The 21,003-nt window shown below is 74.2% G+C and carries 21 protein-coding genes; 16 read left to right on the top strand and 5 right to left on the bottom strand.

Features of this window, described 5'->3' with window-relative positions:
• A partial coding sequence (locus ACJOT3_RS16865; protein WP_406973787.1) for a FadR/GntR family transcriptional regulator occupies positions 1 to 355 on the bottom strand: 355 nt, incomplete at its 3' end.
• 103 nt (positions 356 to 458) lie between these two features.
• Positions 459 to 1,913, bottom strand: coding sequence for an ethanolamine permease (gene eat / locus ACJOT3_RS16860; RefSeq protein ID WP_406973786.1), 1,455 nt, complete (start codon positions 1,911 to 1,913; stop codon positions 459 to 461).
• A gap of 228 nt (positions 1,914 to 2,141) precedes the next feature.
• On the opposite strand from eat, the gene ACJOT3_RS16855 reads away from it, so the two are divergent.
• The 7 genes from ACJOT3_RS16855 to ACJOT3_RS16825 all read left to right on the top strand — a co-directional run bounded on the left by ACJOT3_RS16855 (position 2,142) and on the right by ACJOT3_RS16825 (position 9,022).
• Positions 2,142 to 3,530: a glutamine synthetase family protein gene (locus tag ACJOT3_RS16855; RefSeq protein ID WP_406973785.1), complete on the top strand. Its 1,389-nt coding sequence runs from the start codon at positions 2,142 to 2,144 to the stop codon at positions 3,528 to 3,530.
• A 234-nt stretch (positions 3,531 to 3,764) separates the two neighbouring features.
• Positions 3,765 to 5,147, top strand: a complete 1,383-nt coding sequence (locus ACJOT3_RS16850) for an aldehyde dehydrogenase family protein (protein ID WP_406973784.1) — start codon at positions 3,765 to 3,767, stop codon at positions 5,145 to 5,147.
• 123 nt (positions 5,148 to 5,270) lie between these two features.
• A complete protein-coding gene (locus tag ACJOT3_RS16845) occupies positions 5,271 to 6,035 on the top strand; it encodes a 3-oxoacyl-ACP reductase (protein WP_406973783.1) in 765 nt (254 codons plus the stop codon).
• 91 nt (positions 6,036 to 6,126) lie between these two features.
• Positions 6,127 to 6,837 carry a gamma-glutamyl-gamma-aminobutyrate hydrolase family protein gene (locus tag ACJOT3_RS16840; RefSeq protein WP_406973782.1) on the top strand — a complete coding sequence of 237 codons (711 nt, stop codon included), beginning with the start codon at positions 6,127 to 6,129 and terminating at the stop codon, positions 6,835 to 6,837.
• A 190-nt stretch (positions 6,838 to 7,027) separates the two neighbouring features.
• Positions 7,028 to 7,168, top strand: a complete 141-nt coding sequence (locus ACJOT3_RS16835) for a hypothetical protein (RefSeq protein WP_406973781.1) — start codon at positions 7,028 to 7,030, stop codon at positions 7,166 to 7,168.
• A gap of 142 nt (positions 7,169 to 7,310) precedes the next feature.
• Entirely contained in the window at positions 7,311 to 8,087 is a 777-nt protein-coding gene (locus ACJOT3_RS16830) for a hypothetical protein (protein WP_406973780.1), read from the top strand.
• Positions 8,084 to 9,022 carry a carbohydrate kinase family protein gene (locus ACJOT3_RS16825; RefSeq protein WP_406973779.1) on the top strand — a complete coding sequence of 313 codons (939 nt, stop codon included), beginning with the start codon at positions 8,084 to 8,086 and terminating at the stop codon, positions 9,020 to 9,022. The genes ACJOT3_RS16830 and ACJOT3_RS16825 overlap by 4 nt, the downstream gene beginning before the upstream one ends.
• A gap of 183 nt (positions 9,023 to 9,205) precedes the next feature.
• On the opposite strand, the gene ACJOT3_RS16820 is transcribed toward ACJOT3_RS16825, so the two are convergent.
• Entirely contained in the window at positions 9,206 to 11,329 is a 2,124-nt protein-coding gene (locus tag ACJOT3_RS16820; RefSeq protein ID WP_406973778.1) for a serine/threonine-protein kinase, read from the bottom strand.
• Between the two features lie 241 nt (positions 11,330 to 11,570).
• Here ACJOT3_RS16820 and ACJOT3_RS16815 point away from each other — a divergent pair, with 241 nt between their 5' ends.
• The 5 genes from ACJOT3_RS16815 to ACJOT3_RS16795 are packed head-to-tail and all read left to right on the top strand — an operon-like array spanning position 11,571 to position 15,346.
• Entirely contained in the window at positions 11,571 to 12,536 is a 966-nt protein-coding gene (locus ACJOT3_RS16815; RefSeq protein WP_406973777.1) for a glucosyl-3-phosphoglycerate synthase, read from the top strand.
• Complete coding sequence (gene folP / locus ACJOT3_RS16810) at positions 12,533 to 13,393, top strand: dihydropteroate synthase (RefSeq protein WP_406973776.1); 861 nt, start codon at positions 12,533 to 12,535, stop codon at positions 13,391 to 13,393. Before ACJOT3_RS16815 ends, folP begins: the two co-directional genes overlap by 4 nt.
• A 28-nt stretch (positions 13,394 to 13,421) precedes the next feature.
• Positions 13,422 to 14,114 carry a class III extradiol ring-cleavage dioxygenase family protein gene (locus ACJOT3_RS16805; RefSeq protein ID WP_406973775.1) on the top strand — a complete coding sequence of 231 codons (693 nt, stop codon included), beginning with the start codon at positions 13,422 to 13,424 and terminating at the stop codon, positions 14,112 to 14,114.
• Positions 14,111 to 14,851 (top strand): dihydrofolate reductase family protein, encoded by a 741-nt coding sequence (locus ACJOT3_RS16800; protein ID WP_406973774.1) that lies wholly within the window; start codon positions 14,111 to 14,113, stop codon positions 14,849 to 14,851. Before ACJOT3_RS16805 ends, ACJOT3_RS16800 begins: the two co-directional genes overlap by 4 nt.
• Positions 14,852 to 14,860: 9 nt before the next feature.
• Entirely contained in the window at positions 14,861 to 15,346 is a 486-nt protein-coding gene (locus tag ACJOT3_RS16795; RefSeq protein ID WP_406973773.1) for a hypothetical protein, read from the top strand.
• A 52-nt stretch (positions 15,347 to 15,398) separates the two neighbouring features.
• Here the strand turns inward: ACJOT3_RS16795 and ACJOT3_RS16790 are convergent, their stop codons facing one another.
• Together ACJOT3_RS16790 and ACJOT3_RS16785 are read right to left on the bottom strand one after the other, a co-directional pair.
• A complete protein-coding gene (locus ACJOT3_RS16790) occupies positions 15,399 to 16,598 on the bottom strand; it encodes a PrsW family intramembrane metalloprotease (protein WP_406973772.1) in 1,200 nt (399 codons plus the stop codon).
• Positions 16,595 to 17,197: a hypothetical protein gene (locus tag ACJOT3_RS16785; protein ID WP_406973771.1), complete on the bottom strand. Its 603-nt coding sequence runs from the start codon at positions 17,195 to 17,197 to the stop codon at positions 16,595 to 16,597. Before ACJOT3_RS16785 ends, ACJOT3_RS16790 begins: the two co-directional genes overlap by 4 nt.
• Before the next feature lie 258 nt (positions 17,198 to 17,455).
• Between ACJOT3_RS16785 and ACJOT3_RS16780 the strand changes: the two genes are divergently transcribed.
• Genes ACJOT3_RS16780 through ACJOT3_RS16765 form a run of 4 tightly spaced genes read left to right on the top strand, consistent with a single transcriptional unit; the run spans position 17,456 to position 20,953 of the window.
• Positions 17,456 to 18,163 carry a GNAT family N-acetyltransferase gene (locus ACJOT3_RS16780; protein ID WP_406973770.1) on the top strand — a complete coding sequence of 236 codons (708 nt, stop codon included), beginning with the start codon at positions 17,456 to 17,458 and terminating at the stop codon, positions 18,161 to 18,163.
• Positions 18,160 to 19,137 carry an amino acid ABC transporter permease gene (locus ACJOT3_RS16775; protein ID WP_406973769.1) on the top strand — a complete coding sequence of 326 codons (978 nt, stop codon included), beginning with the start codon at positions 18,160 to 18,162 and terminating at the stop codon, positions 19,135 to 19,137. Before ACJOT3_RS16780 ends, ACJOT3_RS16775 begins: the two co-directional genes overlap by 4 nt.
• Complete coding sequence (locus tag ACJOT3_RS16770) at positions 19,134 to 19,940, top strand: amino acid ABC transporter ATP-binding protein (protein ID WP_406973768.1); 807 nt, start codon at positions 19,134 to 19,136, stop codon at positions 19,938 to 19,940. The genes ACJOT3_RS16775 and ACJOT3_RS16770 overlap by 4 nt, the downstream gene beginning before the upstream one ends.
• 44 nt (positions 19,941 to 19,984) lie before the next feature.
• Positions 19,985 to 20,953 carry an ABC transporter substrate-binding protein gene (locus ACJOT3_RS16765; RefSeq protein WP_406973767.1) on the top strand — a complete coding sequence of 323 codons (969 nt, stop codon included), beginning with the start codon at positions 19,985 to 19,987 and terminating at the stop codon, positions 20,951 to 20,953.
• The last annotated feature ends 50 nt before the right edge of the window (positions 20,954 to 21,003 follow it).

Genomic DNA, 21,003 nt, shown 5'->3' with positions numbered 1-21,003 from the left:
CGTCCAGGTCCACGGCCATGCCTTCGAGCACCCGCCGGGCCTCGGCCCGGCTGGGCCGGGGCCGGACGTAGGTGACGAAGGTGCCGCCGGTGCGGCCCCGGCGCGACTCCACGTAGCCCGCCTCCGCCAGGGCGCGGATGGCCTCGCGCAGCGTGATGCGGCTGACCCCCAGCCGGGCGGCCAGCTCGCGTTCGGCCGGGAAGCGGCCCCCGTGCGGGACCACGCCCAGCCGGATCGCCGACAGCAGGCGCTCCACCGTCTCCTCGAAGGCGTTGCCCGCCCGCACCGGCCGGAACACGGCCTCGGCCGCCGGTCCCGCCTCCTCGACGGTGGGCTCGGCGTTCGTCCTCACCACGTTCCTCTCATCGGGCGCCCCGCGCGCCGGTGGCACCAGCCTACGGGCGCGACGGGCCGGAGCCGGTGCGGCCCCGTCCCGTCGCGCCGGTCGTGCCCGGGTGTCACTTCAGCTCGGCCTCGGCCTGCTCGATGAGCGCGAACTCCTCCTCCGGCGCGTTGGCCACCAGGTGGTGGCGCGAGTAGAACCAGAAGTAGGCCAGGAACACCACGAAGATCCCCGCGGTGATCGCCGCCCCCACCATGTCCACGAAGAACGTGGCCACCACCGCGCACAGCGCCAGAGTGAACGCGATCCCCGTGGTGACCGCCCCGCCCGGGGTGCGGTAGGGCCGCTCCAGCTCCGGCTCGCGGCGGCGCAGCACCATGTGCGACAGGGTCATCAGCACGTACGACACCGTCGCCCCGAACACCGCGATGTTGATCAGCCGGTCGCCGTCGGCCACCGTCACCGCCAGCACGAACCCGATGGTGCCCGGCACGATCAGCGCCAGGTAGGGGGTGCGGCGGCGGCCGGTCACCGACAGCCAGCGCGGCAGGTACCCGGCCCGGGACAGGGCGAACAGCTGCCGCGAGTAGGCGTAGATGATGGAGAAGAACGACGCCACCAGCCCGGCCAGGCCCACGTAGTTCACGAAGTCGGCCAGCAGGGTGTTGCCGCCGTAGGCCTCGCGCAGCGCCTCGGGCAGCGGGTTGCTGGAGGAGGCCATCACCGACGCGCCCGCCCCGCCCGGGGCCAGCAGCAGCATGCCGGTGGCGGTGACCATGAGCACGAGCATCGCGCCGATGATGCCGCGCGGCATGTCCCTGCGGGGCTCGCGCGCCTCCTCGGCGGCCAGCGGCACGCCCTCCACGGCCAGGAAGAACCAGATTCCGAAGACGAAGGCCCCGAGGATCCCCACGTAGCCGTAGGGCAGGAACGCGCTGGCGCCGAACGCCGCGGTGGGTTCGATATCGAAGAGGTTGGCCGGGTCGAACCTGGGGACCATGCCCACGATGAACGCCACCAGCGCCACCATGGCCACACCGGTGATCACGAACATCACCCGCAGCGCCTCGCCCACACCCCACAGGTGGATGCCGACGAAGATCAGGTAACAGACCAGGTAGACGGGCCAGGCGTTGGTGAGCCCGAACAGGCCCAGCGCCTCCACATACCCGCCGATGAACACGGCGATGGCCGCCGGGGCGATGGCGTACTCGATGAGGATCGCGGTGCCGGTGGCGAACCCGCCCAGCGGCCCCAGGGCGCGCCGGGCGAACCCGTACCCGGCCCCGGCGGTGGGCAGCGCGGAGGCGAGTTCGGCCAGGCCCAGCACCATGCACAGGTACATGGTGCCCATGAGCAGGGTGGCGATGAGCAGCCCGCCCCAGCCGCCCTCGGCCAGGCCGAAGTTCCACCCGGCGAAGTCGCCGGAGATCACGTAGGCGACGCCCAGCCCGGCGAGCAGCAGCCAGCCGGCCGCGCCCCGCCGCAGCCGGCGGCGTTCGAGGTAGTCGTCGTCGGCGCGGGAGAAGTCCGCGCCCTGGATGTGCAGGGGACTCTTGCCGTCGGACACTGGGGGCCTCCCGGAGGGGTGACGGGTGACGGGGGTGACGAAGGTGCAACTAAAGGTATATGGACAGTCCTTTTCAATTGCGGGAGATGCTCCGCCCCTGGCCTGGTGCTTGTCAAGGGGGTTAACGCGCTATTGACACGCACTTACCGTGCTGGTTATCTGGCCCCAGATAAGGTCTGATCCCGATCCAAAAGCGTCCGCACCGGCACCCCCCGAAGGAGCCCCCAGGTGAGATCGCACGCCGACCCCCGCCGATCCCCGCTGACCGTGGACGAGCTGCGCGCGGCCGTCGCGGACGGGACCGTCGACACCGTCCTGGTCGCCTTCCCCGACATGCAGGGCCGCCTCCAGGGCAAGCGCCTGTCCGCCCGGTTCTTCCTGGAGGAGGTCCTCGAACACGGCACCGAGGGCTGCAACTACCTGCTCGCCGTGGACGTGGACATGAACACCGTCGACGGCTACGCCATGTCCTCCTGGGAGACCGGCTACGGCGACTTCGCGATGGTCCCCGACCTGGCCACCCTGCGCTTCACCCCGTGGGCGGAGGGCGCGGTCATGGCGGTCGCCGACCTCTCCTGGCACGACGGCACCCCGGTGGCGGCCTCCCCGCGCGCGATCCTGGACCGCCAGCGCGCCCGGCTGGCCGAACGCGGCTGGGCGGCGATGGTCGGCACCGAGCTGGAGTTCGTGGTCTACCGCGACAGCTACGAGCAGGCCTGGGACCGCGGCTACCGCGGCCTGACCCCCGCCAACCAGTACAACGTCGACTACTCGGTGCTGGGCGGCGCCCGGGTGGAACCGCTGCTGCGCCGCATCCGCAACGAGATGGCCGGGGCGGGCCTGTACGTGGAGTCGGCCAAGGGCGAGTGCAACCTGGGCCAGCACGAGATCGCGTTCCGGTTCGACGAGGCCCGCGCCACCTGCGACAACCACGCCATCTACAAGAACGGCGCCAAGGAGATCGCCGCCCAGGAGGGCATGGCGATCACCTTCATGGCCAAGCCCAACGACCGCGAGGGCAACTCCTGCCACATCCACATCTCGCTGCGCGGCACCGACGGCTCGCCGGTGCTGGCCGAGGGCCGGGGAGGAGAAGGGGGCGGGGGACTGTCGGAGACCGGGCGGCACTTCCTGGGCGGCCAGCTCGCCGCGCTGCGCGAGTTCACGCTGCTGCTGGCGCCCAACATCAACTCCTACAAGCGCTACGTGCCGGGCAGCTTCGCACCCACCGCCGTCGCCTGGGGCCACGACAACCGCACCTGCGCGCTGCGCCTGGTCGGCCACGGGCCCTCGCTGCGGGTGGAGAACCGGGTGCCCGGCGGCGACGTCAACCCGCACCTGGCGGTGGCCGCGCTGATCGCCGCGGGGCTGCACGGCATCGAGAACCGGATCGAGCCGGGCGAGCCCTTCGCGGGCAACGCCTACGCCTCCGGGCTGCCCACCGTCCCCTCGACCCTGCGCGACGCGCTGGAGCTCTGGGAGGGGAGCGAGCTGGCCAAGGAGGTGTTCGGGGAGGAGGTCGTGGCCCACTACGCCAACAACGCGCGGGTGGAGCTGGCGGCGTTCGAGGCGGCGGTCACCGACTGGGAGATGTACCGCGGCTTCGAGCGCCTGTGACCGTTGGTGGGAAAAACCATCAGCAGTGCTGAACATCAGCATCGCTGAGCACCTGAGCACCTGAGCACCTGAACGCCCGAATGCCTGAACGCCCGAACATCTGATCCGCAGGAGCGCCGAACGGCAGCGGTGCTGAGTGTCAGCACCCTGGAACGTCAGCGCCACTGAAAGTCAGTACTCCTGAACATCACCACCACTGAACATCAGCACCGCCGCACACCGACAGGGGGGACCATGGCCGCCGACGCGCCGCCACCGACCGCACAGCGGGTCGTCGACCCGACCACCGAGGAGGTCATCGCGACCGTCCCTCTGGCCACCGCCGCCGACACCGACGCCGCGGTCGCCCGCGCCCGCGCCGCGTTCCCCGCCTGGCGGGCCACCGCCCCGGGCGAGCGGGCCCGGCTGCTGCGGGCCGTCGCCGACGCGATCGACGCCCACCTGGACGAGCTCGCCGACCTGGAGGTCCGCAACGCCGGGCACCCCGTCGGCCAGGCCCGCTGGGAGGCGGGCAACGCCCGCGACGTGTTCCGGTACTACGCCGCCGCCCCCGAGCGCGCGGCCGGGCGGCAGATCCCCGTCCCCGGCGGGTGGAGCGTCACCTTCGCCGAACCCCTGGGCGTGGTCGGCGTCATCGTCCCGTGGAACTTCCCCATGCCGATCCTGTCCTGGGGCACCGCGCCCGCCCTGGCCGCCGGGAACACCGTCATCGTCAAACCCGCCGAGCTCACCCCGCTCACCGCCCTGCGCATCGGAGAGCTGGCCCGCGAGGCGGGGCTGCCCGACGGGGTGCTCCAGATCCTGCCCGGCGCCGGTCCGGTGGTGGGGGACCGGCTGGTGCGCCACCCCGACGTCGCCAAGATCGTGTTCACCGGCTCCACCCGGGTCGGCAAGGGCATCATGGCGGCCGCCGCCGAGGACCTCACCCGGGTCACCCTGGAGCTGGGCGGCAAGAGCGCCAACATCGTCTTCGCCGACGCCGACCTGGACAGGGCCGCCGCGGCCGCGCCCTACGCCGTGTTCGACAACGCCGGCCAGGACTGCTGCGCCCGTTCCCGGCTGCTGGTCCAGGCGAGCGTGTACGACCGGTTCCTGGAGCTGCTGCGCCCGGCGGTGGAGGCCGTCGCCGTGGGCGACCCGCGCGACCCGGACACCGAGGTCGGGCCGCTCATCTCCGCAGCCCAGCGCGACCGGGTCGCCGCCTACGTGGACGGGGCCACCGTGGCCTTCCGCGGAAAAGCGCCCGAGGGGCGGGGGTTCTGGTACCCGCCGACGGTGCTCACCACCACCGACCCGGCCGAGCCCGCCTTCCGGGAGGAGATCTTCGGCCCGGTGGTGTCCGTCCTGCCCTTCGAGGACGAGGCCGACGCGGTGCGCATCGCCAACGACACCCCGTTCGGCCTGGCCGGGTCGCTGTGGACCCGCGACGTGGGCCGCGCCCTGCGGGTCTCCCGGCAGGTACGGGCCGGGAACCTGTCGGTCAACTCCCACTCGGCGGTGCGCTACTGGACGCCGTTCGGCGGCATGGGCCAGTCCGGCATCGGCCGCGAGCTGGGGCCCGACGCGCTGGACGCGTTCACCGAGACCAAGACCGTCTTCCTCTCCGACGACACCTGATTTCTCCGACCACACTCGACTGACCTCTCCGACCACACCCGACCCGGGACACCCGACCCACCCCCTTCCCACCCCTTTCCTTTTCCGGAACCTCCGACGACAGCCGAGGGAGCACCACAACAGATGAACCGTTTCGAGGGCCGCGTCGCCGTCATCACCGGGGCCGCCGGGGGCATCGGCCGGGCCACCGCCCGCAGGCTCGCCGCCGAGGGCGCCCGCATCGTCGCCGCCGACCTGGACGAGGCGGCGGGCCGCGCGGTCGCCGAGGAGGCCGGCGGCACGTTCGTGCGCACCGACGTCACCGACGAGAAGGAGGTGGAGGCGCTCTTCGCCGCCGCCAAGGAGACGTACGGCAGCGTGGACGTCGCGTTCAACAACGCCGGGATCTCCCCGCCCGACGACGACTCCATCCTCACCACCGGCATCGACGCCTGGCGCCGCGTCCAGGAGGTCAACCTGACCTCGGTGTACCTGTGCTGCAAGTACGCGCTGCCGCACATGCGCGAGCAGGGCCGGGGGTCGATCGTCAACACCGCGTCGTTCGTCGCGACCATGGGCGCCGCCACCTCCCAGATCTCCTACACCGCCAGCAAGGGCGGGGTGCTGGCGCTCAGCCGGGAGCTGGGCGTGCAGTTCGCCCGCGAGGGGATCCGCGTCAACGCGCTGTCGCCGGGGCCGGTGAACACGCCGCTGCTGCGCGAGCTGTTCGCCAAGGACCCCGAGCGGGCGGCCCGCCGCCTGGTGCACGTGCCGCTGGGCCGGTTCGCCGAGGCGGAGGAGATCGCCGCCGCGGTGGCGTTCCTGGCCAGTGATGACGCCTCGTTCATCACCGCGTCCAACTTCCTGGTGGACGGCGGTATCTCCGGGGCCTACGTCACCCCGCTGTAGCGGCGCGGCCGACACGGCAGCAACGGGAACAACAGCAACAACGGCAACAGCAACAACAACAGAAACAGCAGGAACAGAAGGGAGGCGCGCCGTGGCCGCGCCCGTCATCGGGATCTCCGCCTACGCCGAACGCGCCCGCTGGGGGGTGTGGGACACGGCCGCCGCCCTCCTCCCGCAGGAATACGTGGACGCGGTCGCCGCCACCGGAGCGGTGCCCGTCCTGCTGCCCCCGGTCGCGAACGCGGCCGGGGCGGTCCGCGCCCTGGACGGGCTGCTGCTGGCGGGCGGCGGCGACATCGACCCCGCCCGCTACGGCGCCGAGCGCGCCGAACGCACCGCCGGGGTGCAGCGGGCGCGCGACGCCGCCGAGGACGCGCTGCTGACCGCCGCCCTGGACCGGGGCCTGCCGGTGCTGGGGGTCTGCCGGGGGATGCAGCTGCTCAACGTGTTCCGCGGCGGCAGCCTGCACCAGCACCTGCCCGACACGGTCGGCCACGACGGGCACCGCAAACGCACGGGGGTGTTCGACCCCCACCCGGTCACGGTCGCGGAGGGCACGCTCACCGCCCGCGTGCTGGGGCGCACCCGCCTGGACGTGCCGTCCTACCACCACCAGGCGGTCGCCGACCTGGGAACGGGGGTGCGGGCGACCGCGTGGGCCGACGACGGCACCGTCGAGGCCCTGGAGTACGAGGGCACCGACACCGTCCTGGGCGTGCAGTGGCACCCGGAGATGGGCACCGACCCGAGCCTGTTCGCCTGGCTCACGCGGCTGGCGGCGGCGCGGCCGGCGGCGGTGTGACCGACGACAGTACCCGGGCGGCCCGGGAGTCCGAGTTCGCCGCCCGGCGCAGCAGTGGCCGGGGCGGCCGCGGCAGGGCCCGCATCGCCGCCGTCCGCAGCGCCGCCCCGGCCCGTGAACTCGGGATGACGGTGCGCAGCGACGCCGGTCCCACCCCGCCGACCTCGGTGAGCTGGCCCGCGTCACCCTGGTGCTGGGCGGCCTGGGCGACTGCGTGGTCCTGCTCGGCGACCGCCCCGCGGACGAGCTGCGCGCGGCCGCCCTGGCCGCCGCCTACACCGCCCTGGGCCTCCCGCCCGGACCCGCCCCGGCCCCGGAACAGCCCCTCTGACCAGAGGTGGCCGACCGGGTGCGGTGCGCTCCGGCACGGTTGTGTCTCGTTCGCCCGGTCGCACCCGCCCCGCCTTTCCAGGCCTCGCGGCCCGGACCTATGCTTCTTGCCGGGTGCGCGCGCATCCGGGGGAGGGGGACGGATGAGCCATAACGAGTTCGGCGGCGAAGCGCAACGGCGCCGCGAGGAGCAACAGCAGCGGCAGGACGAGTACGTCGAGAGCCAGAAGGAAGAGATACGGCACCAGCAGGCCGAGCAGAGGGCGGCCGAGCAGAGGGCGGCCGAACGCAAGTGGCTCGAACAGCAGCGGGACGGCGGCCACGGGTCCACTCCTCCCGGCCCTCCCGGCCCTCCCGGCTCGCAGGGCGGCGGACCCAGGCCCCTGCGGCACGGCTGGCCTCCTCCGCAGGAGGGAGGACACGGGCCCGCGCCCGCGCACCACCCTCCGCCCGCCCACCCACCCCTACCCGGTCACCATCCGCCGCCCACGCACCACCCCCCGCCCGAGCATCCCGGCCCGCCCCTCCCGCACGACCCGTCCGTACGGCCGGGCGCCTTCCGGCGCGGCTGCCTCCTCGGCGCCGGCTGCCTGGTCGTCCTCCTCGGCTTCCTGGCCCTGTGGCTGATCGGCCCCTCCCTCTTCTTCGGCTCCGGAGGGGCGAACACCACCGGTGCCGTCACCACCGCCATCTGCGACAAGCGCGAGGACGGCGCGGACCTGGTCCTGACCACCGGCGCCGGCGAGTTCGTCCTGGGCGACACTCCCAAGAAAACGGCTCGCGAACAGTTCGACGAACTGGAGGTCGGCGGTGTCCACGAGATCGTCTACCGCATCGAGCCGGGCTCCGACGCGCCGCCGGTGACCACCGGGGTGCTCGACGCCGCCGCCGACGCCATCACCACAGGGAGCTGCACGTGACCGCCCCCCGTACCGATGTGCTCGTCGTCGGCGGGACCGGCGTGGACACCATCGTCCGCGTCCCCGACCTCGCCGTGCCCGCGGGCGACTCCGCGCAGGTGCCCCCGGTCCTGGACCACGTGGGGCACACCGGCAACGGCGTCGCCCTGGGCCTGCACCACCTGGGCCGGGCCGTGGAGTTCATCGACTTCCTGGGCGAGGACCTCCAGGGCCGCATGGTCCTGGAGCGGTACGAGAAGGAGGGGCTGGCCTTCTCCCACACCGTGTCCCCGCACGGCACGCCCCGCGGGGTCAACCTCGTCGACGACCAGGGGCGGCGGTTCTCCTTCTTCGACGCCCGCCATCCCGCCGACCTGCGCCTGCCCAGGGAGTTCGCGCTGCCGTTCCTGGAGCGCGCCCGCCACGTGCACATGTCGATCGTCGGCCACAACCGCGACCTGTTCGCGGACCTGGCCGCCCTGGACGCCACCGTCTCCACCGACCTGCACGACTGGGACGGCGAGAACCCGTACCACCTCGACTACGCCCTGAACGCGGACCTGGTGTTCATGAGCGCCGCGGCGGTGCACGGCCGGGTCGACGGGGTCCTGGCGCGGATCCTGGAACGCGGCCGAGCCCGGCTGGCCGTCGCCACCGACGGGGCCGCAGGCAGCCGGGTGCTGGAACGCGGCCGGGACCGGCCCCGGCACTTCCCCGCGGTGGCGCCCGAACGCCCCGTGGTGGACGCCAACGGCGCGGGCGACGCCTTCATCTCCGGGTTCCTGCACCGGTACCTGGCGGGCGCCCCGGTGGCGGAGTGCGCGCTGGCCGGGGCGGTGGCGGGCGCGTTCACCTGCACCACCGCCGGGACCCACACCGCGTTCGCCGACGCCGCCGAGCTGGACCGCCTGACGGTCGCCGCCGCGGCCGCCTGGCCCGCAGCGGACCGGCCCTAGGCACTGTTTTTGGGCGGGTCAGGCCGTGGAGCCGGATCCGGATCGAGGCCACCCGCACGGTCCCGTCGAAGACCGCGGCCCGCTTGTCGCAGCGGGTCGCGACCGCCCGGACTTCCAAAAAACAGTGCTCAGGCCCCGCCCCGGACGGGCCCTGGGCCCCGGACCCCGGACCCCGGACGGGGATCAGGCCGGGTAGGGCCAGGGCCCGGACTGCGGGGCGGGCGGCATCGTCCACTCCCGCAGCACCTCCGACTCCACCCGCACCCGGGTCCGCAGCGAGTCCGCGCCCTTGCCCTGCGGCAGCCGCTCCAGGTCCGCGGCCAGCGAGCGCAGCGTGGCCTCCGCCGCCGCGGGGTTGCCCTGGAGCCGGTGCAGCCGGGCGATCTCCAGCCGGAACGCCAGCGTTCGGGGGTCGTCGGCGCCCATCACCCGGGTCATGTCGGGCAGCAGCATCAGCGCCTCCCACAGCGCCGCCCCGTGGTCGCCCATCTCGCCCAGCCGGTAGGCGATCTCGAACCGGGTGGTGAGCGTGTCCGGGTGGTCCGGACCCAGCACCCGCGACCGGTCCGGCAGCAGCCTGCGGTGCTCGGACAGCGAGGCCGCGTCGTCCCCCAGGTCCCCCAGGGTGTTGGCGATGGCCCGGCGGGTCGCCAGGGTGTCGGGGTGGTCGGGCCCCAGGATCCGGACGCGGTCGCCCAGCAGGCGCCGGTGCTCCTCCAGGGCGCCCCGGTGGTCGCTCACCGCCGACAGGTGGTCGGTGATGTTCTCCCGGGCGGTGAGGGTGTGGTCGTGGCCGGGGCCCAGCACCCGGGACAGGTCCGGCAGGACGGCGCGGTAGGCGGCCAGCGCGGCCTCGTGGTCGTTCAGCTCGCCCAGCTGGTAGGCGATCTGGAACCGGGTGCCCAGGGTGTCGAGGTGGTCGGCGCCCAGCGCCGCCGCCTGCTCGGGCAGCAGGGAGCGGTACTCGTCCAGGGCGGCCCGGTGGTCGCCCAGGCCCTCCTTGCAGGCCGCGATGCGCGACCGCACCTTGAGGGTCCGCGGGTGGCCGGGGCCCAGCGACTCGCGCAGCCGGGGCAGCAGGCGCTCGTACCCGGCCAGCGCCGCGGCGTGGTCGCCGCCCTCGCGCAGCCGGTCGAAGACCGCCGACTCCGAGCGCAGGGACTCCGCGGACTCGGGGAACGGGGCGCTCCGCCCCGCCGGGACGCCCGTCCCCTTGCCCCCTGCCGGGCCGACCGCCCCCATGCTCCCCGCCGGAACCCCTGTTCCCATCGTCCCCGCCGGGATCCCCGTTCCCGGGGTCCCCATCGGCACCCCGTACGCCGGCGCACCGGTCCCATAGGACGGGATGCCGCCCGAGGGGGCGCCCACCGGACCGCCGCCGCCGTACACCGGGCGCTCCACCGGTCGCTCTACCGGCTGCTCCACCGGCGGGGGCGTGCCCGCCCCCGTCCCCGGACCGCCCGCGGGCCCCTCCCCGAACACCGGCCAGTCCACCTCCGGGTCGACGTCCCCGACCATCTCGGCGACCTGCCGCGGGGTAGGCCGCTGCGCCGGGGAGTGCCGCCAGCAGCGGGCGATGACCGCCCGCAGCCCGGCCGGCACGTTCTCCGGGAGCTCCGGCGGCGGACCGATGAGGTTGCGCACGATCCCGGCCAGCGTGGGCGCGTCGAACGGATTGCGCCCCACCGCCGCGTGGGCCAGCACCGTGCCCAGCGAGAACATGTCCGAGCCCGGGCCCACCTCCAGCGCGTCCACCTGCTCGGGCGACATGTACAGCGGGGTGCCCAGGGTGGCCCCGGTCCGGGTCAGCCCGGAGGAGTCCCCGGTGGGCCGGGCGATGCCGAAGTCGATGATGCGCGGCCCGTCCGAGGCCATCAGCACGTTCGCGGGCTTGAGGTCGCGGTGGGTCAGCCCGGCTCCGTGGATCGCCTCCAGGCCCTCGGCCAGGCCCACCGCCAGCACCCGCAGCGCCGCGTGCGGCAGCGGCCCCCGCTCGGCCAGCACCTCGTGCAGGGACGGGCCGGGGATGAACGCGCTGACGATCCACGGCGGGTCCCCGTCGGGGTCGGCGTCCACCACCGGCGCGGTGTGGAACCCGCCCACCCGCGCGGCGGCCGCCGCCTCCCGGGCGAACCTGCCACGGAACTCGGCGTCGCCCGCGTACTGGGGCAGGATCACCTTCACCACGACCTTGCGGCCCGCGGCGGTGCGCCCCAGGTAAACCCGCCCCATGCCGCCCGCGCCCAGGCGGTGGGTCAGCCGGTAGCGGCCGATGCGTTCGGGGTCTGTCGGATCCAGCGGCTGCACGGGCGGAGGTCCTTCTGGCGCGTCGGGGCGGGGGCGGGTCCGGGCTCGGGGGACGAGCGTCTCACCGCTGCCGTCCAGCCTAGGGGTTCGGGATTCCCGGAACCTCCCGCGGCGTCCGTCCCCGTGACCGGTGGTGACGCGGATTTCACCGGGATTCAGGGTGCACGAAACACGGACCGGCGGCCGGGCCGGGCACAGTGGGCCGTAGTCTTGGCCGCTGGGAGGGCTTGTGGGAGGGTTTGTGAGCGACGCATGGTTCGAGGAGCGCACCTATCGGCACACCGACTGGACGCCGGAGCGGCTCCTGGACCTCAAACGGCGGCGGGGCCTGACCGTCAGCCTGGTCATACCGGCCCGCAACGAGGAGGCCACCGTCGGGGGCATCGTCTCCCGGGTGCGGGCCGCCCTGGTGGAGCGCACGCCGCTGCTCGATGAGATCGTCGTCATGGACTCCGACTCCACCGACGACACCGGCCGGGTGGCCGCCGCGGCCGGGGCGACCGTGCACCGGGTGGTCGACGTCCGTCCCGACCTGGGGCACCGGCGCGGCAAGGGCGAGGCGATGTGGAAGTCGCAGTTCGTCACCTCCGGCGACGTCATCGCCTTCCTCGACGCCGACCTCGTGGAGTGGGACACCCACTTCGTCTCCGCCCTGCTGGGGCCGCTGCTCACCGAACCCGGGGTGCGGCTGGTCAAGGGCTTCTACGACCGGCTGCTGGACCTGCCCGGCGGCACCCGGGTCAGCCACGAGGGCGGTCGCGTCACCGAACTGGTCGCCCGCCCCACCCTGGCGCTGCGCTGGCCCGCCCTGTCCGGGGTGGTCCAGCCGCTGTCGGGGGAGTGGGCGATCCGCCGGGAACTGTTCGAGCAGCTGTCGGTGCCCACCGGGTACGGCGTCGAACTGGCCGTGCTCATCGACACCCACCTGCGGTGCGGCGTGGACGCCGTGGCCCAGGTCGACCTGGGGCGGCGCGCCCACCGGCACCAGTCGCTGCGCGGCCTGAGCGCCATGGCCACCGAACTGCTCGCCATCGCCGACCGGCGGTGCGGGATCGAACACGGCGAGGCGGTGGCGATCCGCCGGTTCGACGCCTCCGACGGACACGGGCGTCCGCACACGGGTACGGTCAGTACGGTGGAGCGCCCGCCGGCCGCCGGGGTCGGACCGGAGCGCCCGCGCGTGCTGGGAGGAGCTGTCGGTCGGTGATGAGGCTGCGGGGCCGGGAGTACGGTGAACACGAGTCGCTGGTGATGGCGATCGTCAACCGGACCCCCGACTCCTTCTACGACAAGGGCGCCACCTGGGACGACGGGCCCGCCTTCGAACGGGTCCGCAGGGTCGTCGCCGAGGGCGCCGACATCGTGGACATCGGGGGGATCAAGGCCGCGCCGGGCGAGGAGATCGACGCCGATGAGGAGAAGCGCCGGGTCGTCGACTTCGTCGCCGCCGTCCGCGCCGAGTTCCCCGACCTCGTCATCAGCGTCGACACCTGGCGGGCCTCGGTGGGGCGCGCGGTCTGCGAGGCCGGGGCCGACCTGCTCAACGACGCCTGGGGCGGCTACGACCCGGGGCTGGCGGAGGTCGCCGCCGAGTTCGGGGCCGCGCTGGTGTGCACCCACACCGCCGGGGTCACCCCGCGGACCCGGCCGCACCGGGTGCGCTACCCGGACGTGGTCACCGACGCGATCGACTCCACGGTCGCCCTGGCCGAGCGGGCGGTGGCGCTGGGGGTGGACCCGGGGTCGGTGTTCATCGACCCGGCGCACGACTTCGCCAAGAACACCTGGCACTCGCTGGAGCTGACCCGCCGCCTGGACGAGATGACCGCCACCGGGTGGCCGGTGCTCGTGTCGCTGTCGAACAAGGACTTCGTCGGTGAGACCCTGGACCTGCCCGTGGGGGAGCGCCTGACCGGAACGCTGGCGGCCACCGCCGTGTGCGCCTGGCACGGCGCCCGGGTGTACCGGGTGCACGAGGTCGTCGAGACCCGGCAGATCCTGGACATGGTCGCCTCGATCCGCGGGGTGCGGCCGCCCGCGCGGACCGTGCGGGGGCTGGCGTGAGGGGCCGCCGCCCCGGGAGGGGGGACCGTTGATCGTCGCCACCGCCGTGTGCCCGTCGCCGCCGCTGCTCCTGCGGGAGCTGACCGGCGGCCGGGACGTGGCCGCGGACCTGCGCAAGGCGTGCGAGGAGGCGGTCGGGGCGCTGCTCGCCGCCGCCCCGGACGTGATCGTGGTGCTGGGCGCCGACGAGCGCTCGGCCGAACGGGTCGAGGGGCGTATCGCGCTGTCGGCGTTCGGCGGGCCGGGGGAGCGGGTCCCCGCGGCCGAGGCGCTGCCGACCTCCCTGGCGGTGGCCCGCCGCCTGCTGGACGACCTGGGCGCACCCGTGCCGGTGGAGATGGGCACCATCGCGTTCGACGCCGGCCCCGCCGAGACCGCCGACCGGGGCCGGGCGATCGCCGGCCGGCCCGAACGGATCGGACTGCTGGTCATGGCCGACGCGGGCGCCCGGCGCGGCCCGCGCGCCCCCGGCCACCTGGACGAACGCACCTTCCCGGTGGACGAGGCGGTCCGCGCCGCCCTGGCCGCGGGGGACACGGCGGCGCTGCTGGATCTGGACCCCGCGCTGTGCGCGGAGCTGCTCATCGGCGGCCGCTCCGCCCTCCAGGCCCTGGCGCACGCCCGGTCCGATGACCCGGTCGCCGGGGCCCGCCTGCTCTACGCCGACGACCCCTTCGGGGTGATGTACCTGGTGGCGTTCTGGCCGGGGACACCGCGATGAGGGTCCTGCTCAACGAGATCGCCCCGCGCACGGCCGCCCCGGGCACCAAGGTCTCGGGCGAGGCCTTGGCGGTGCTGTACGCCCACCCGGAGCGGTGGACGCGCGCGAACATGGTCGCCACCCTGGACGGGGCGGGCACCGGCCCGGACGGGCTGACCGGGTCCATCAACACCGAGCCCGACCACGAGGTCTACCGGCTGCTGCGGGACCTGGCCGACGTCGTCCTGGTGGGCGCCGGCACCGCCCGCGCCGAGGGCTACCGGCGCCCGGGGCCGCGGGTGCGGCCGGGCCGCACCCCGTGCCCGGACGTGGCCGTGGTGAGCCGCTCGGCGCTGGTGCCCCCGGGCCTGGCCGCCCCGGCCGAGGGCCGCGGCGGCGCCTGGATGGTCACCCGCGCCGGAGCGGGCGAGGAGGCGATCGAGGGCGCCCGCGCCCTGCTGGGCGCCGACCGCGTCCTGGTGCACGGCGACGCCGAGGTGGACCTGGCCGCGGCCCTGGCCGACCTCGCCGACCGCGGGCTGTCCCGGGTGCTGTGCGAGGGCGGCCCCTCCCTGCTGGCCGACGTGGCCGCCCACGGCCTGCTGGACGAGCTGTGCCTGACCACGGTGCCGCTGCTGGCGGGCGGCGACGCCCGCCGCATCGCCTTCGGCGTCCCGGCCGACCTGGAGCTGCACCCCCGCCTCATCCTGGAGGCCGACGGCACCCTCCTGCACCGCTTCGTCCGCCCCGCCCCCTAGGAGCCCGCGATGGACGTCCTGCGCGAGCAACTGGTGGACGCGGTGATCGGGCGCACGCACATCGACCTGCCGATGGCCGCCGCCCAGGCCCTGGCCCGGGGGCTGGACTCGCCGTCCCTGCGGGAGGTGGCCGGGCTGGGCCGCACCGACCCGGCGGAGGAACCGTTCACCGAGGCGCTGGCGGAGCTGGGCCTGTCCTGGCCCGGCTACGGGGAGGCCCACCTGCACGCGGCGCGCCGCGTCTGCTCCCGCCTGCTCGCGGAGGCCGCGGAGGCGGCCGACCCGGCCGAGGTCGCCGGGGCCGCCGAAGAGGTCTACCACCACCTGTGCGCGAACGCCTCCTGGGGCGAGGGCGAGTACGACCACCTGGGATTCCTCCACCTGACGCTGGAATGGGAAGCGGCGCGGGACGGCGGCCCCACCGCGGAGCGGGGTCGGTCCCTCGTCGCCCGCTTCCGGGAGCTGGCCCGGACGCTGCTGGAGTCGGAGGGCTGAGACACGCGAGAGGGGCCGGGGGAGTGCCCCCGGCCCCTCGGCGCGGGTGCGGTCAGTCGGCGTGGGTGAAGGCGCGGTCCTCGGCGGCGTCCACCATGAGGGCCTGGACGCGTCGGGCCTCGGCGCGTTCGGCCTCGGGCACCTCGTGCAGGGCCCGGTGGCGGGCGCGGCGCCGGGCCAGGGCGACGGCCGCGGAGCGGCGCAGCCCCACGTCCTCGCCCTCCTGCGCCAGGGCCCGGCGGACCCGGCGCCGGTGGACGTGGCGGGCGGTGGAGTACACCGCCATGGCGATCGCGAAGTTGAGCAGCACCTTGACGACGATGCCGGCGAAGCCCTCCAGCAGCGGCGAGTCGAACAGCCAGTGCATCCCCATCGCTGTCAGGACCAGGGCCAGCGCGCCCAGCAGCCGGCGGCCGCCCGGCAGCCACCCGGCGGCGGCGAGCAGGCCGACGCCGGCGCCCGCCACCGCGGACATCGCCCAGTGCGAGCCCAGGCCGGTGAGCAGCACCCGCACGAACGTCGACTGGACCACGGCCTCGCCGCCGTTCACCCCGCCCGCCCCGACCACGGCGTTCAGCCCGTAGATGAGGTTCTCGGTCACCTCGAAGCCCAGGCCCACCAGGGCGCCGACGATGAACCCGTCGATCGGTCCGCGCAGGGCGCGCGGGAAGGCCACGGCCACCAGGACGATCCCGGCGAGCTTGAACAGCTCCTCGTTGAACGGCGCCGTCAGCGCCGCCCCCCAGGCGGCCGAGAACTCCAGCCCCAGGCTCTTGGACCAGATCCCGGTGAGCGCGCTGTTGGCCAGCAGCGCCCCGCCGGTCGCCGCGGTCAGCCCCCACAGCACCGCCACCAGCGAGGCGGCGAGGTCGGGTGCGCGCACCGGCCGGATCCGCCGGAACAGCCAGAACCCGAACAGCAGTGTCACGGCGGCGAACACCAGCCCCAGCGCGGCCTCGGCGAAGAACACCCGCACCACCCCGCCGAACTGGACCGCCAGGGTGCCCAGCCCGAGCAGGCACAGCACGCCGATGACGACCAGGGCGGTGAACACGGGCAGGTGGTACCCCAGCACGGTCCGCTCGGGAGCGCGCGGCGCCGGGACCCGCCGCGGCCCGGGCGCGTCCCGCCGCGAGCGGCGCTGGGCGGGCACGGACCCGGCCGCGGGCACGGACCCGGCCGCGGTGTCGGACGGCCGCGGCCCGTCGGCCGCGGTGCCGGGCAGCCGGGGTTCGTTGGGTGCCTGGCTCATCGGCCGCCCTCCTCGGTGAACGTGACGGCGCGGGCGACGTCGGCGACCGCCTTCAGGTCGGCGGTGGTGGCCTCGGCCCCGCCCAGGGTCATCTCCACGGCGAACGCCCCGTCGGGGGAGGGGTACAGCACGGCGGCGCCCTCCTGGGTGCGGCTGCGCATGACCCCGGTCAGGCCCTCGACGCCCTGCTCGGTGGTGATCACCTCGGGCTCGCCCAGCCGCGCGGTGGGGTCCCCGGCGCGGGCGATGTCGCCCATGCCCGCCCAGAGCTGCTTCGCGTCGGGCAGCGGGTCGCCGACGGGTGTGACCGAGGTGACGGTGAGGTCCACGGTCCCCCGGTGGAACCGGTAGGTCTGCCCGGCCTGGCTGGACCCGACGTCCAGGCGCCACCCGTCCTGGGGCAGGGTCAGGGCGGCCCGGTACCCGCCGCCCTGACCGAGCGTGATCTCGTTCCCGGCGCGGATCCGCTCGGCCCCCGGCAGCAGGGCGTTGAGCAGCGACCAGACGACGACCAGCAGGATCGCCACCGCCGTGGCGGCGCCCAGCGGGATCCAGAGGTTGCGGGCCGTCCCCGGCGCCGTGTCGCTCGGCTGTGCCATGGCGCCCCTTTCGTCACTCATGGTGATGATCTGTCCGGACAAGAGAAGCATCCGCGGCGGGCCGCGCCGCCCGGAAAGGGCGGTCTTGGCACATGTTGACGGGGATTTCATGGAATCGCGGGGGTTCTCCAGAGCCTCAAGAGACCCTTAAGCCCACTTTTCCTACTTGACATATGGGTTTTGTGGGATTGAGAATCCTTGTGTGCCAACGGAACGCCCGGACCCCCGGGGCGTCCGCCACCGAGAGCGAGGTTCCCCATGGGCCCACGCCGCCCGACGACGGCCCGGACCCCCGTCATCCGCCCGGCGCGGATCGACGACCCCCTGGCCCGTCCGCTGCTCGACGAGCTGCGCCGCGAGTACACCGAGCGCTACGGGCCCATCGGCGAGAGCGAGCTGAGCGCCGTCCCCGACCACCACTTCGCCCCGCCGCACGGGCTCCTGCTGCTGCTCATGGAGGGTGAACGCCCCGTCGCCGGGGGCGCCTTCCGCCGCCACGACGCGAACACCGCCGAGGTCAAGCGCATGTGGACCGCCTCCGACAGCAGGCGGCGCGGCCACGCCCGCCGGGTCCTGGCCGCCCTGGAGCGCGCCGCCGCCGACGCCGGGTACACGCGCATGCACCTGACCACCGGGCCCCGCCAGCCCGAGGCGCGCGCCCTCTACCTCGCCGCCGGGTACACCGCGCGCTTCGACCTCACCGCCGACCCCGAGACCATCGGCCCGCTCGCCTTCGCCAAGGAGCTGCCCCCGGCCCCGGAGCGCGTTCCCGCCCGGGACCGCGAACGCGACCACGGGTGGGACGCCGGGCGCGACCACGGGCGGGACCCCGGGTGGGAGCCCGCCCGGGTCCCCGAGCGGGCCCCCGCACAGGCCCCCGAGCCCTGGGAGGCCGCCCTCACCGCCGACCCGGCCGCCCGCGCCGACGCCTGCGTCGTGCCCTGGATCGGAGGCCTGGACCGATGACCGCCCCCGCCGCCACCCGCGCCGCCGACCCGCACACGGCCCACGACGACCCCACCGACTGGCCGGTCCGGCCCGCCCGCCACCCCTGGCGCTGGGCCGCCGGGGCCGTCGTCCTGGTCCTGGGCGCCATGTTCACGAACATGATGCTCACCAACCCGGCCTGGAAGTGGCACGTCGTCGTCGACTACCTCTTCGCCGAGACCATCATGCGGGCGCTCTGGCTCACCGTGCAGCTCACCCTGTACGGCACCGTCCTGGGCTTCGGCCTGGGCGTGGTGCTGGCGCTCATGCGCCTGTCCGGCAGCGCCCTGCTCGCCTCGGTCTCCTGGACCTACGTGTGGGCGTTCCGGTCCATCCCGCTCATCGTCCAGCTGCTGTTCTGGTACAACCTGGCGATCCTCTACGACCGGCTGTCCTTCGGCATCCCCTTCGGACCCGCCTTCGTCAGCTTCCGCACTATGGAGCTCATCAGCCCCATGGCCGCCGCGGTCCTGGGCCTGGCCCTGCACCAGGCCGCCTACTCCGCCGAGATCGTCCGCTCCGGCATCCTCGCCGTCGACCAGGGCCAGCGCGAGGCCGCCGCCGCGCTCGGCATCCCCTGGGGGCGCCAGGTGCGCCGCATCATCCTGCCCCAGGCGATGCGGACCATCATGCCCACCGCCGGCAACGAGGTCATCGGCCTGTTCAAGGGCACCTCGGTGGTCTACGTGATGGCCCTGGGCGAACTCTTCTACCGCGTCCAGGTGATCTACAACCGCACCGGCGACGTGGTGCCCATGCTCATGGTCGCCACGCTCTGGTACATCATCCTGACCACGCTGCTGTCCATCGGCCAGTACTACGTCGAACGCCACTACGCCAAGGGCGCCGTGCGCGAACTCCCGCCCACGCCGCTCCAGCGGCTGCGCTCCTTCGCCACCGGGCTGCCCCACGCGGTGCGCTCGGTCCGACCGCCCAGGGGGGCCACCCGATGACCACGGCCACCACCGACACCACCGACACCACCGCCCCCGGGCCCGCCCCCATGGTCAGCATCCGCGGCGTGCACAAGCGCTTCGGCGCCGTCGAGGTCCTCAAGGACGTCGACCTCACCGTCGAGGCCGGGCACGTCACCGTGATCCTGGGCCCCTCCGGCTCGGGCAAGAGCACCCTGCTGCGCTGCATCAACCACCTGGAGCGCGCCGACCGCGGACACATCACCGTCGACGGCGAGCTGATCGGCTACCGGCGCGGCCGCGGCGTCCTGCACGAGCTCAAGGAGAAGCAGATCCTGCGCCAGCGCGGCGCCATCGGGTTCGTGTTCCAGAACTTCAACCTGTTCCCGCACCTGACCGTGCTGGAGAACATCGTCGAGGCGCCCCGGTACGCCTTCGGCCGCCCCGCCGCCGAGACCGAGGAACAGGCCCGCGCCCTGCTGGAGCGCGTCGGCCTGGCCGGGTTCGCCGACGCCCACCCGCGCACCCTCTCCGGGGGCCAGCAGCAGCGGGTGGCCATCGCCCGCGCCCTGGCCCTGCGGCCCAAGGTGCTGCTGTTCGACGAACCCACCAGCGCCCTGGACCCCGAGCTCGTCGGCGAGGTCCTGGACGTCATCCGCGACCTGGCCGCGGGCGGCACCACCATGATCGTCGTCACCCACGAGATCGGGTTCGCCCGCGAGGTCGCCGACACCGTCGTGTTCATGGACGAGGGCCGCATCGTCGAGTCCGGCCCGCCCGGACAGGTCCTGGACCACCCCGCCCACGAACGCACCCGGGCCTTCCTGGAGAAGGTCCTGTGAGCCCGCAGATCCCCGTCAACCCATCCCATCCCCCGAGGAGCACCATGCCGACCCCCATCGCCTCCCTGCGCGCGCCCGCCCTGGCGGCCGCCCTGCTGCTGGTCCTCAGCGCCTGCGCCGACCCCGAGGCCGAGGGCGCAGCCGAGAGCGGAGGCGGCTCCGAGAGCCCCTTCAACCTCTCGCCCGACCAGGACCGCGTCCGCGCCGAGGCGGTGCCCGAGATCGCCGAGCTCGTCCCCGAGGAGGTCCGCGCGGACGGCGCCCTCAACGTCGGCCACTCCACCACCGGCACCCCGCCCCTGGTGTTCTACGCCGACGACGACGAGACCCTCATCGGCGTGGAGACCGACATCGCCCAGCTCGTCGCCGACGTCCTGGACCTGGAGTACACGCCCGAGGCCACCGGCTGGGAGAACCTCTTCCTGTCGGTGGAGAGCGGCAAGTACGACGTCGCGTTCTCCAACGTCACCGTCACCGAGGAGCGCAAGGACCTCTACGACTTCGCCACCTACCGGGTGGACACCGTCTCCTTCGAGGCCGCCACCGGCCACGAGTTCGACGAGATCGACGAGCCCGCCGACGTCGCCGGGCTCTCCGTCGCCGTCGGCTCCGGGACCAACCAGGAGGAGATCCTCCTGCGCTGGGACGAGGAGAACCAGGCGAACGGGCTGGACCCGATCGACCTGCAGTACTACGAGAGCTCCAGCGACTACTACCTCGCCCTCCAGTCCGGCCGCATCGACCTCTACCTCGGCCCCACACCCAGCGGCGCCTACCACGTGGAGGTCGCCCAGGAGACCGAGATCGTCGGCACCATCTCCGGCGGCGGCGAGATCAAGGCGGAGATCGCCGCCATGACCCTCAAGGACAACGGCCTGGTCGAGGCGCTCAACGCCGCGCTCAACGAGATCATCGAGGGCGGCCAGTACCAGGAGGTGCTGGAGCGCTGGGCGGTGGACGGCGAGGCCATCCCCGAGTCCGAGATCAACCCGCAGGGCCTGCCCCGGAGCTGACCCGGCATCCGGCCCGGCACAGATCCGGCACACCCCTCACCGGGGCCGAC

Source organism: Nocardiopsis protaetiae (assembly GCF_045446735.1).
In the GTDB taxonomy this organism is placed as follows: domain Bacteria; phylum Actinomycetota; class Actinomycetes; order Streptosporangiales; family Streptosporangiaceae; genus Nocardiopsis; species Nocardiopsis protaetiae.
The sequence above is the reverse complement of the archived record's forward strand: the minus strand, read 5'-3'. Positions and strand labels throughout refer to the sequence as shown.

What these genes read in the sequence shown, in the direction of transcription:
- ACJOT3_RS16770 (WP_406973768.1), top strand. Translation starts at nt 19,134, where the DNA reads ATGACCACGGCCACCACCGACACCACCGACACCACCGCCCCCGGGCCC.
- ACJOT3_RS16790 (WP_406973772.1), bottom strand. Translation starts at nt 16,598, where the DNA reads ATGAGCCAGGCACCCAACGAACCCCGGCTGCCCGGCACCGCGGCCGAC.
- ACJOT3_RS16795 (WP_406973773.1), top strand. Translation starts at nt 14,861, where the DNA reads ATGGACGTCCTGCGCGAGCAACTGGTGGACGCGGTGATCGGGCGCACG.
- ACJOT3_RS16830 (WP_406973780.1), top strand. Translation starts at nt 7,311, where the DNA reads ATGAGCCATAACGAGTTCGGCGGCGAAGCGCAACGGCGCCGCGAGGAG.
- ACJOT3_RS16800 (WP_406973774.1), top strand. Translation starts at nt 14,111, where the DNA reads ATGAGGGTCCTGCTCAACGAGATCGCCCCGCGCACGGCCGCCCCGGGC.
- ACJOT3_RS16850 (WP_406973784.1), top strand. Translation starts at nt 3,765, where the DNA reads ATGGCCGCCGACGCGCCGCCACCGACCGCACAGCGGGTCGTCGACCCG.
- ACJOT3_RS16775 (WP_406973769.1), top strand. Translation starts at nt 18,160, where the DNA reads ATGACCGCCCCCGCCGCCACCCGCGCCGCCGACCCGCACACGGCCCAC.
- ACJOT3_RS16765 (WP_406973767.1), top strand. Translation starts at nt 19,985, where the DNA reads ATGCCGACCCCCATCGCCTCCCTGCGCGCGCCCGCCCTGGCGGCCGCC.
- ACJOT3_RS16785 (WP_406973771.1), bottom strand. Translation starts at nt 17,197, where the DNA reads ATGGCACAGCCGAGCGACACGGCGCCGGGGACGGCCCGCAACCTCTGG.
- ACJOT3_RS16780 (WP_406973770.1), top strand. Translation starts at nt 17,456, where the DNA reads ATGGGCCCACGCCGCCCGACGACGGCCCGGACCCCCGTCATCCGCCCG.
- ACJOT3_RS16845 (WP_406973783.1), top strand. Translation starts at nt 5,271, where the DNA reads ATGAACCGTTTCGAGGGCCGCGTCGCCGTCATCACCGGGGCCGCCGGG.